This is a genomic window from Bacillus cereus ATCC 14579 (genome assembly GCF_000007825.1).
Taxonomy (GTDB): domain Bacteria; phylum Bacillota; class Bacilli; order Bacillales; family Bacillaceae_G; genus Bacillus_A; species Bacillus_A cereus.
In genome coordinates this window covers 2,970,536-2,982,982 of sequence record NC_004722.1, presented here as the reverse complement: position 1 = coordinate 2,982,982, position 12,447 = coordinate 2,970,536, and the positions used below count along the sequence as shown (strand labels likewise).

Below are 12,447 nucleotides of genomic sequence, written 5' to 3'. Positions count from 1 at the left end.
TGAATGATATGAGAGATCATTTATGTATAGAAGAAAAATGTAAAAAAGGAATAGAATATCATAAAAAGTTTATTGAAAAAAATAGAGTTAAAATTAAAAGTTTAAAAGAAGATGAAAAAAATGGTATTCAAAGGTATCCTAATGACAATAATAGTATTATAGAAGGAACCTATCTATCAAATTTTAATTATGCGTTGGATGATATTATTGCGAAATACTCTTTAGGAGAAAATATCCATACAATGGAAGCAGATTTTGAGAATGCCCTCATTGATTTGGGGCATATAGGGGAAAGAGAAGTTGGATATTTAAATCTAATTTGGATGATATCTCTAGGGATTTTATTAGAGACGGAGAAAAAGAATCTTGTAAGTTTAGCTAAACTAGTTGAGAAGGAAAATATGAACGACGCAGTAATTGATTTCCTCTTATGCGCTAGTGATATTGGATACACAAAAATGACGAATAGATATTATAAAGAAAATCCATATGCAAAAACGAGAGAGATTATAGAACTTGCACAAACAGATAAAAAAGAAGCGTCTAAAAGATTGCAAACGTACATGGAGAAAGAATGGTTTAAAGGCCATTATGATTATGAATGGAAAAATGCACATAAAGAACCTGGATATGTGGGGTATTGGAGCTTTGAGACAGCTGCAATAGTAAAGATACTCGGACTTGATGATACAAGTTTAAAAGATAATAATCATTATCCATATGATTTGGCACATTATAAAAATGAAATGAAATTCAAGCATATAGACCTAAGTGAATATCACTATGAAGATGAGACAGAAGAAATCGAGGATATAGTAGAAGGAATTGAACATAATCCTGCATTGGAAAATATTATTCCGCCAAAATGGCATTCATTGGTCAATGAATTAATACATGATTATGAGAATATGGATGATAGTAGTTTTTATGAAAAATACAAAAAAACGATAGGAATAGGTCAAGTGTGGTTCTTACCACAAGAGTATGAAGAAGAAAATGAGCAAAAAAATCTATTAGGAAGTTTAATTGTGTTTGCCCTGACGGTAAGAGATTATATATTACAACTGGACTATAAAGACGATTTAGAAGACTACATTGATAATCTTAAAAATTTCTGGAATGTTTCAGAAACAAAGTTAGTTCAATTTATATTAGAAAATGATCAAAATTATTATGCATGGGTACCAAAAGAAGCAAGCATCCCAAATATGTATGAAGTGAAGATTGAGAGTGTCGATGTAGAGGAAGTTCTATAACGAACAAATCGAAATGGTTTTTATTATATGTAATATTAGAATGCATTTTACTAGTTAATTGAAAACAATGTATGCGTGGGAGTAAAAAGGATGTATTGTTACTAAAAATTAGAGGGAAAGAAGGCTGTTGGATTGAGTTAAGCACCTCATTGTCAATATACGACAATAGGTGCTTTTTTGCGTGCAATGAAGAAAAAATAAAAGATTCATTTTCACTCTATTTCATCTTCGAATTACATGTTAAAATTTGGAAAAAATATATTCTTAATTTTTAGATAATTAAAAGGTGGTAGATAATATATGAGTACATTTAAAGAAAATTACTAATAATATTTCGAAGGTTATTATAGGAAAAGACGAATCGATTGAACTGGCAGCTATAGCTCTTATAGCAAGAGGACACATTTTATTAGAGGATGTACCTGGGACAGGAAAAACAACATTAGCGAAAAGTTTGGCTAAAAGTGTGGACGCCAAATTTCAAAGAATACAATTTACAGCGGATACTTTGCCTGGAGATGTTATTGGCCTTGAATACTTTGATGTGAAGGAATCGGATTTTAAAACAAGGTTAGGACCCATTTTTGCAAATATCGTATTAGTGGATGAAATTAATCGAGCTGTACCGAGAACACAATCTTCGTTACTTGAGGTTATGGAAGAGCGTACGGTTACAATTGCGAAACAGACACATTCATTACCAGAACCTTTTTTAGTTATAGCAACGCAAAATCCACTCGAATCAGCGGGCACATTTCCTTTACCAGATGCTCAATTAGACCGATTTTTACTTACGATTCGCCAAGGTTATCCTACGAGAGAAGCTGAAAAGGAAATGATGAATCGGTTTCAAATGAATGATCCGTTAGAAACATTACACTCTATTATTTCAAGTGAAGAAATTATTACGATGCAAAAGCGTGCAAGAGAAGTGTTAGTAGGGAATGATGTGCAAGATTATCTTCTTGAAATTATTGAAGCAACTCGTAACCATGAGTTAATTGAAATTGGTGTAAGCCCTCGGGGAACGTTGGCATTTATGAGAGCGATTCAAGCACGGGCAATATTAAATGAAAGAGATTACTGTACGCCAGATGATATTAAGACGCTCACTGCATCCGTTTGTGCTCATCGTTTAACGTTAACAATTGAGGGAGAGATGAAAACGACGAAAGAACAAATTATGAAAGAAATTCTTCATACGATTAGTGTGCCAGTGGAGAATGTACGATGAATCAACAGCTTGTGTATACACCTTTAGCGGAGCCTTTCGTAATGGGGGTTATGTCAGTTGTAGCCGTTATTTTAAGTGTATTTTCAAGTAATCTACTGTTTTTATCTCTCGTATTTTTATATGTAATTTTAATAGGTGCTATGCATGTATATATACGTAAAGTATCTCGTGTTGAATGGGAATACAGTCAAGGGAATTCGAATGTTTTTATAGGTGAAACGAATATGTGCAAAATGAAAATTTCAAACAAGTCGATATTTCCTATTCTTAATATCGTATTTCGATTTAAATGTGAAAATAAGCTAACTTGGAATCATGATGAAATAAACAAAAATCATAGTACAGGTTCAAATTATTATATGAATTTTAATTTAAAAGGAAGGGAGTCAGTTTCATTTGATTTGCAAGCTGTAGCGTTAAAAAGAGGCATCGCGAAATGGGAAGAAGTTGAAATTGTTATTACTGATCTCTTTGGATTTATAACGAACCATATAACATATAAACAAGTTGATACGCCCTCTTATTTAGTTTTACCAGCTGTTCCGAAAATACAAGTTCCTGAATTACAAGAATGGTCACGAGGATTTCGAAAAGCGATGTCTTCACCCTTATATGATGAAACGAAAGTAATGGGAGTAAAGTCTTATGAAAATGAAGATTTTCGTTCCATCCACTGGAGTGCAACAGCGAAAACAGGGACAATAATTGCGAAAAAGTATGAGCGAACACAATGTGATAAATACGCGATTTATCTCAACTTGCAAAATAAAAGTGGTGTTTCTTTGCGAAATGATATAGAGGAACTAATTGAATTAACAGCAGGTATATGCAAACAACTTCTTATGCAAAACTGTTCGTTTGAAGTATGGATCAATAGTGTAAAAGATAACGGTTTGCTACATATAAAAAATGGGGATAATCGGAAACATTTGCAAAATGTATTAAAGGTACTTGCCTCGATATCAGACCAAGATACGCCTATATCTTCTTCTTACTTTTACACAGCAGGCTTTCGTCGAAAGGAACTGGATGCGGTTCCTTTAATTATTGGTACTTCACCAAAGAAATACAGTAGAACGAATAAATGGATTGTAATGAAAGAATAAGAAGGGGCTTATGTCATGGTGAATAAAAAGCGGCATATGAAAGTGAAGTTATGGAGTGTAAGAACTTTAATCATACTTTTCTTTGCGATTAGTGCGATAACGTTATCACAAGGTGTTGTGTATGTACAAGACATAGTAAAAGAGCGTTTTTTCAGTAAGACTAAGACAATATCGGAAAGAAATTATGACTTTACTAGTATAGGTGAAAATTTTGATGATTCCAAAATAGATGAAGATGAATATGAAGAAGTAGAAGATACAGGTATAAGAACGAAAACGGGGTAAAAAATTTCAAACCTTTCGAAAGAGAAGGTCTATGGAATGACGTGCTTTTTTGTTCTTTCAAATGTATGGATTACAATAGTTTTTTATGTGATAATCGCAATATCAATAAATATATGCCATCTACAAGTATATTAGGAAAAAAATTGACGAAAACAGAAATAGTACAGGAGAAAGAATCGATCACAAAGCAAACTGCGGTAAGAAGCATAAAGAATGAAAAAGTCATTCATCAGTTAGAACAGCCGTTACCGACAGATAAGATAAGAAAAACGTTAGTTGAATGGGAAAGAACATTACCATTTCATGAACAGAGAAGGTCCTATGAAACGATGCAACAATGGTTAAAAAGAATTTGTAGAACAAGGGATATTATCTCGTTATATGAGTCTGTTCGTTATGGGGAAAAGACGTATACGGATTTAGATGTGAAAGAAATAATGAAGTGGGTAGAGGGAGATGGGAAGGTGGATACATAAATATCCACCTTTTCTTTTTTTATACGGAAATTTGATTAACATGAATTATTTTCTTATATGAAACCGTATTTAAATAGGTAAACAAAATTAACATTATTTACTTATACTTCATTACATGTTAACCTATACTTAATTTTTATAAACTATAATTAATTTTTAAGTTTTTTAAGGGTGTGAAAATGTAATGAAATCGGTATTAAAAAGCATACTTATTTCCTTTGTTTTTTCTGCAGTAGGTATGTGTTGGTTACTGTACGTATTATTCAAAGGGGACGGAGACTGGTTATTGTCTTGGATAGGTGTATTAATGGCATATTTATCTTTATATACTTTAATAGATTTATATTGTAAAAATACATACGATAAAAAAATAAATAAATGGCTTATAAAAACAGCGGTGACTAGTTTTAGTTTTTCTGTATTAGGAATCTCATTTTGTATCATACATGAGCTATTAACACCATGGAGTCTTAGTTTAATGGTGTGGTATTGGTTGCTAATGTTAGTATTATTTTTAACAACTATAATATCATTAATCAGTTTAGCATTTGTTAATCGTAAAAATCACAATTTCACCGGTGGATATAGAATGCTCATACTTCTAAATGTATTTCTTACATTGGGACCAGTATTATGGCCGCTATTACTTTCTATTATTGGAAATGGTATGAATGCTAGTGCGGGCTGGTAAAAAGGAATATAAATTAGTTGTGTAAAGAATAGGATGAAAAGTTGATATAGAATTTTAAATGTTTAAGAGAACATGTTTACATAAAAAATGAAAACATGTTCTCTTTTTATTTGCATGCATAACTCTTCCTCAGTTTACCCTATTTAAATTTAAACGTAAGTATTTCGTAAGGAATGGATAAGAAAAAAGAGAGATTTATCATATAGGATGAAAGTATAGCCTGAATCAATCCGATATTAATGGAGGAGAGAAAGCCTTATGAAAAAATGTAATTCAATTAAGTTAGCAAGTTTTGCAGTTTTATTAGCGGGTACTGCTCTATTCACACCTGGTTTTACTGTGACTGCAGAGTCAACCCAAAATATTTCTAGTTCGTCACAAGTACATGATCAAAAGAATCGTAATGGCTGGAAACAAGTAATGCAGGAAACAGTACAGCTTGGTGCTGTAGGAATATTAGCTAAGGCGTCTAATAACGGAAAAACTAATAGTTTTACTGCAGGCGTGGCGGACTTAAGTACAAAGAAACCGGTGAATTCGGATTATCGCTTTCGGATTGGTAGTGTGACGAAGACGTTTACTGCCACGACTATTCTTCAATTAGTAGGAGAAAATCGCTTACAACTTGACGATCCAATTGAAAAGTGGCTACCGGGTCTCGTGCAAGGAAATGGGTATGATGGTAATCAAATTACGATACGACAACTTTTGAATCATACGAGTGGTATCGCTGAATACTTAAAGTCAAAAGACGCGGACATAATGAATTCGAAAAAAACGTATACAGCAGAAGAAATAGTGAAAATAGGCCTTTCGCTGCCTCCAGATTTCTCGCCGGGTAAAGACTGGTTGTATTCAAACACAGGATACGTAATACTAGGAATGCTTATTGAAAAAATAACTGGAAATAGTTATGCGGAAGAAATCGAAAAGCGAATTATTGAACCTTTAGACCTATCAAATACGTTTTTACCAGGAAATTCACCCGTCATCCCAGGAAAGAATCATGCTCGTGGATATGTGAAAATGGAAGGAACAGGCGAGTTGAAAGACATTACGTATTATAATCCGAGTTTAGCTAATGCAGCTGGAGATATGATTTCTAATGCGGATGATTTAAATAAGTTCTTTTCATCTTTACTCGGTGGTAAGTTACTGAAGGAACGCGAGCTAAAAGAAATGCTTACTACAGTTCCTATAGAAGGAAAAGGGGTTGGTGACGCATACGGTCTTGGAATCTATGAGACTAAACTTCCAAACGGTGTTTCAGTTTGGGGGCATGGAGGAGGAATTCCTGGATTTACAACTTTTGCTGGGGGAGTAATTGGAGGCAAACATACATTGGCTATCAGTCTCAACTCTATAGGTGGGGTCGATATTGTTCCGCAGTTTAATAAAATGATGCAAATTGAATTTAATAAATAGATGAAAAGAAAGTGAATGGAATTTTGTTATAGTTATATTTAAAAGAGGTGCTTTTTTAAGTTCGCAACTATGGACAGTAGTTGCATTTATGATATGACATCAAGTGTATTCCAAAGTGAAAGTCAATCTTAATGCTTACGACAAAATAAAAAAGGATGTCAGTTACATGACATTCTTTTTATTATGGATAAAAGAGGTATGCATATAGTTCTGAAAATTGTTATTTTTTAAATTTTTACATATAATGAAGGATATAGGGGCACCAATAGGGGAGTTATGAATGGAAAATACTTTAGTTAGTTAAATATTACTCGTTTTAATCAAAATAATTATGAGTTGATTTGGAGTTGAATACAATGGGGAAAAATCATTATAAATGGAGTAATAAACAATTACGAGAACATGTTGAAGTACTAGATGGTAAGAGAAGCACACACATATTATTAAAGAATGCAACATATTTAAATTCTTATATGCGCGAGTGGATGACAGCGAACATTTGGATATATAATGATCGAATTGTATACGTAGGGGAGCAGCTGCCAGAGCAATTAACGGAGTGTGAAGTTGTTGATTGCGAAGGAAAGTATGTCGTACCCGGTTACATAGAACCACATGCACATCCGTATCAGTTGTATAACCCAGAGACGCTAGCGAATCATGCGATGCAGTTTGGGACAACAACTTTTATTAATGATAATTTAACTTTATTTTTCACATTAAAGCGTGAAGAAGCATTTCGTTTATTAGATGAATTCAATAAGATTCCAGCAAGTATGTATTGGTGGTGCCGTTTTGACGGACAGACTGAATTGCAAAACGGGGAATCTTTGTTTAATAGTGAAGAAATAATAGAGTGGCTGCAGCATGAAGCGGTTCTTCAAGGTGGCGAGCTAACAGCATGGCCAAAACTATTACATGGCGATGATGAAATGTTAACTTGGGTGCAGGAAACGAAGCGATTGCAAAAGAAAGTAGAAGGACATTTTCCGGGTGCATCTGAAACGACTTTAGCGAAGTTAAAACTGTTAGGTACAGATTGTGATCATGAAGCGATGACAGGGCAGGAAGCTTTCACTCGTCTTATGCAAGGTTACACTGTTTCCTTAAGAAATTCTTCAATCCGCCCAGATTTAGAAGTTATACTGAAAGAATTGTTGGAACTAGGCGTAAAGCAGTTTGATAGATTCTTTTTTACAACAGACGGCTCACATCCTTCGTTTTATGAGAATGGAATGACAAACGTTATGATTTCTACCGCGATAAAACAAGGAGTACCAGTAATAGATGCATACGATATGGCAAGTTATAATATTGCTCGCTATTATAATATGGAACATGTACATGGTTCGATTGCGACAGGTAGAATTGCTAATATCAATATTTTAGAAAGTAAAGAAAACCCAGTACCAATCAGTGTCCTTGCAAAGGGGAAATGGGTGAAGCGTGACGGTGTAAATACACATGAAGCATTACATATAGACTGGAGTAAACATAAAGTAACTCCATTATCATTAGATTGGTCCATAGAAAAAGAGGATATGATTTTCTCTAATAAAACGGGGATACACTTATTAAATAACGTTATTACAAAACCATACACTAGTGAAATCAATATAGACTGTGATGAATTGTCCACAGATCATGATGAATGTTTCTTTATGATGATTGCTCGTGATGGCAGTTGGCAAGTGAATATAGCTGTGAAAGGTTTTGCGAAAGAACTAGGTGGGCTTGCTAGCTCTTATTCTGGTACAGGTGACATCATTCTTATCGGAAAAAGAAAAGAAGATATGCTTACAGCTTTTCGTAGAGTAAAAGAGCTTGGCGGGGGAATGGTAATAGCTGAAAAGAATGAAGTATTACACGAAATAGCATTACCATTGCTCGGGATTATGTCTAATTTAAAAATGAGAGAATTAATACAGGAAGAGAAACAGATGGTGAAATTACTACAAGAGCGTGGCTACGCGCATGATGATCCAGCATTTACAATTTTATTCTTTTCTGCGACGCACTTGCCTTTTATACGAGTAACACCTATAGGATTATATGATGTGAAAAGTAGTAAGGTAGTTGCCCCGCCCGTGAATTTGATAAAGCAATATTAAAAGGAAAGATCCTATAAAAATTTTATTTTATAGGATCTTTCTTATTATTAGCATAAGAATATTGTAAGCCTCAAATGATATAGTATCTAAATCATTTGAGGTGATATGTAAATATGAAAAAAATATTTTACATTTTAAGCGTATTTATTCTGTGTGTATCGATACAACACGTTGTACATTCCCAATCAGATGCACCAGAATTATCTTCGGATTGTCTCGAAGAAAGAAAAGTTAGAGATGAAAAGCATGTGAAGAATATAATACAGGACATTAAATCCACATTTAATTTAAATATTGATGAACATAGTTTTTGGGAAGTAAGTAAAAGAGATCTGGAGGCTGCTCATTTGATGTATGGTGGAAAGGAAAATGATTCTTATTATAATTCGCTAACTAAAATTTATGATAGTGGTGGATTTAGCGAACAGCCCAGCTTATTTGTGAGGGCACAAGAAGCATTTTTACTTTATAAAGAAAAAGATAATATCAATGTAATGAAACGCCTAAAACTAGACGTTGAAAAAGGGGAATGGCTCGTTATAAAAACGAAAAAGAAGAAAGGGAAAAAAGTGAAATTTAAGCCGTTGCAATGTGAAAAAGATTATATGAAAAAGAGAAATGAATAACAAAATACTTATTCATGCTGTTTTTATTCAACGATATTTTGCTGTTGATTTGAAATAGAAAAAGGTAAACGAACATATTAGCTTTATGGAATATGTTTGTTTACCTTTTTTTGAGAGATTTAATAATTGGGGATTATTTACTGCCTAATGAATTTATAACATTCAATGAATTTGTTCTTCATAAACATTAGATTTTGTGTCAAATGATTTATACATTGCCGAAACACCTATGTATATTTTATTCTACAGTATTTATAAAAGAATGTTGGCTATTCATAAGAAATATGATTGGCACGGTTTTTGCTTGTATTACATGTAAGGAAGGGAGATTGTATGTAAGGAATCTGTACTCGTAATAGTATAAAACAAGCTACTATTGCATTATTAATCATAGTTGTATTTATAGGGGAACTGTAAATACATACAAATAAGTGGTTTTTTTGATTTTAAAATTCTGAATTTTCATTTAAATAACTAGGGGGCAATGGTATGGTTAAATATTCGAAAATTTCTAAGTGGATTCTTGGTGTTGGACTAGTGACAATAACATGTAATGGTTTGCAAATTCAAGCAGAGACAAAAGAGAAAAATGTGAAGAACGTATTACAAATGGAGCCGGTAGGAATACAGAAATCTGTTGATGAATTGGCGCACCCTTCAAAAGTACAAGAAAATGAATCTTTTACAAAACGGTTAAAATTAGCGGATTTATCGCAGCGTCCACTAGCACCAACCGATAATATTAAGCCGTTAGCTGAAGAAAAAAAGTATTCGATGGCTGAGTTAAATCAATTAAATAATAAACAATTAACTGATCTTCTTGTGACAATTAAATGGTATCAAATTCCAGAATTATTTCAGTTTAATAGTGATAGTCTTAAATTCTATCAAGATGATAGCCGAATGCAAGCGATTATTAATAAACTAGCAGAACAAGGACAAGCTTATACGCAAGATGATTCAAAAGGGATTGAAACATTAGTAGAAGCTCTACGTGCAGCGTTTTATTTAGGTTTTTACCATGATGAATTAAGCAAACTAAATGAGCGTAGCTACCATGATAAATGTTTACCAGCTTTAAAAACAATTGCAAAAAATCCAAATTTCAAACTTGGTACATCAGAACAAAATAAAGTAATTGCATCATATGGAAAATTAATTGGAAATGCATCAGCAGATGTTGAAACGGTTTTATATGCAGGTGAAATTTTTAAACAATATAACGATAATCTTGCAACTTTCATTGAAGACCGAACAAAAGGAGACGCTATATATGAGTTGATGAAGGGAATTGACTTTGATATTCAGACGGATATGTACACGACTGGAAAAGAGCCAAAAGATACGATGTGGTTTCGAAATATTGATAACTTTATTAATGAAATAAATCGTTTTGCACTACTTGGTACAGTAACAAATAAAAACGGATGGTTAATTAATAATGGAATTTACTATGCTGGCCGATTGGGCAAGCTTCATAGCACGCCCACAAAAGGACAACAAGTTGTTACAGATGCAATGCGAATTTATCCATATTTAGGAGAGCAATACTTTGTTGCGGCAGAACAAATTACTACAAATTATGGAGGAATAGATGCGAATGGAAAAACTGTAAATTTAGATCAAATTCGAGAAGAGGGTAAAAAGAAATATTTACCGAAAACGTATACGTTTGATGATGGTGCAATTGTCTTTAAAGCTGGGGATAAAGTTAGCGAAGAGAAAATTAAACGTCTATACTGGGCGGCAAAAGAGGTGCGTTCTCAATTTTATCGTACAGTTGGTAGCGATAAACCACTTGAAAAGTGGACATGCTGATGATGTGTTAACGATGGTTATTTATAATAGCCCAGATGAGTATCAATTTAATCGTCAACTGTACGGATATGAAACGAATAATGGTGGGATTTATATTGAAGGGACAGGGACTTTCTTTACATATGAACGTACACCAGAGCAAAGTATTTATAGTCTGGAAGAATTGTTCCGCCATGAATTTACGCACTACTTACAGGGAAGGTACGAAGTTCAGGGATTATGGGGCCAAGGGGAAATGTATCAAAATGAACGTTTAACATGGTTTGAAGAAGGGAATGCAGAGTTCTTTGCAGGTGCAACGCGATTAGATAGTGTAGTACCGCGAAAAAGTATAATTGGTGGGTTATCTAATGATCCTGCAAAACGTTATACAGCATCACAAACATTAAATGCGAAATATGGAACGTGGGATTTTTATAATTATTCGTTTGCACTGCAATCATATATGTATAATAAGCGTCCAGAAATGTTCGATAAAGTACATGATTTAATTCGTGCAAATGATGTTTCAAGTTACGATGCATACCGTGCTACATTAAGCAAAGATAATCAGTTAAATGAAGAATATCAATCTTATATGCAAATGCTTATTGATAATCGCGATAAGTATACAATTCCACAAGTATCAGATGAGTATTTAACTCAGCATGATCCAAAATCGCTTTCGGACGTTACTTCAGATATTACGAATGAAGCGAAATTAAAAGATGTGAAAGTAACAAAGAATACATCACAATTCTTTAATACATTTACACTACAGGGTACATATACAGGAAGTGTGGCTAAAGGAGAAGTTGAGGACTGGAAAGTGATGAATGAAGCAACAAATGATATGTTGAAACGTCTTTCAGGAAAAGAGTGGACTGGATATAAAACATTGACTGCTTATTTTGTAAATTACCGTGTAAATAATGCTGGGCAATTTGAATATGATGTTGTGTTTAGCGGAGTGAATACGGAAGAAGGTACGGCTGTAGAAAAAGAACCAAATAATTCATTTGAAACAGCAAACCCACTATCTTTGAATATTTTGTTAAGAGGAACCTTGAGCAATCAAGATCAGGGGGATAAATTTGTTATTGATGTAAAGGATCAAAAAGATTTACAAATTTCTGTTACGAACGAACAAAATCTTGGACTGAACTGGGTATTATATTCTGAATCAGATTTAAATAATTATGTAGCTTATGCAACAAAACGTGATGGAAACAAATTGCTTGGAAATTATAATGCAAAGCCAGGGAAATATTACTTAAGTGTATATAAGTATGGTGGTGGAACAGGGAATTATACGGTACAAGTAAAATAGTTTACTATAGTTTGTTTTGAAAGGCTACTTATTACATTTTTTAGCAAAATAAAGTATTTAATGTTAAACATTAAACTAATTCAACATATCCCTGTTCTAATTAGAACAGG

At 33.3% G+C, this 12,447-nt stretch carries 7 protein-coding genes and 2 pseudogenes; all 9 read left to right on the top strand.

The annotated features are described in order from the left end of the window. Positions 1-8: 8 nt before the first annotated feature. Positions 9-1,256: a PoNi-like cognate immunity protein gene (locus BC_RS15105; RefSeq protein ID WP_001204628.1), complete on the top strand. Its 1,248-nt coding sequence runs from the start codon at positions 9-11 to the stop codon at positions 1,254-1,256. Between the two features lie 319 nt (positions 1,257-1,575). Beyond that, the gene (locus BC_RS15100) at positions 1,576-2,490 is read left to right on the top strand and encodes an AAA family ATPase (protein ID WP_164928346.1); all 915 of its coding nucleotides are present in this window, start codon (positions 1,576-1,578) and stop codon (positions 2,488-2,490) included. Next, on the top strand, positions 2,487-3,596 hold the full coding sequence (locus BC_RS15095) for a DUF58 domain-containing protein (RefSeq protein ID WP_001075939.1): 1,110 nt from the start codon (positions 2,487-2,489) through the stop codon (positions 3,594-3,596). Before BC_RS15100 ends, BC_RS15095 begins: the two co-directional genes overlap by 4 nt. 15 nt (positions 3,597-3,611) lie before the next feature. Beyond that, positions 3,612-4,357, top strand: a pseudogene (locus BC_RS28335) (signal peptidase II). 184 nt (positions 4,358-4,541) lie between these two features. Continuing rightward, positions 4,542-5,048, top strand: a complete 507-nt coding sequence (locus BC_RS15085; RefSeq protein WP_000843831.1) for a DUF3902 family protein — start codon at positions 4,542-4,544, stop codon at positions 5,046-5,048. Positions 5,049-5,306: 258 nt separating this feature from the next. Then, positions 5,307-6,473, top strand: coding sequence for a serine hydrolase domain-containing protein (locus BC_RS15080; RefSeq protein WP_000710628.1), 1,167 nt, complete (start codon positions 5,307-5,309; stop codon positions 6,471-6,473). Between the two features lie 356 nt (positions 6,474-6,829). Next, a complete protein-coding gene (locus BC_RS15075) occupies positions 6,830-8,584 on the top strand; it encodes an adenine deaminase (protein WP_000517627.1) in 1,755 nt (584 codons plus the stop codon). A gap of 113 nt (positions 8,585-8,697) precedes the next feature. Continuing rightward, a complete protein-coding gene (locus BC_RS15070; protein ID WP_000719373.1) occupies positions 8,698-9,210 on the top strand; it encodes a hypothetical protein in 513 nt (170 codons plus the stop codon). Positions 9,211-9,699: 489 nt separating this feature from the next. Further along, positions 9,700-12,337 (top strand): annotated as a pseudogene (colA, locus tag BC_RS15065) (collagenase ColA). Positions 12,338-12,447 lie beyond the last annotated feature (110 nt).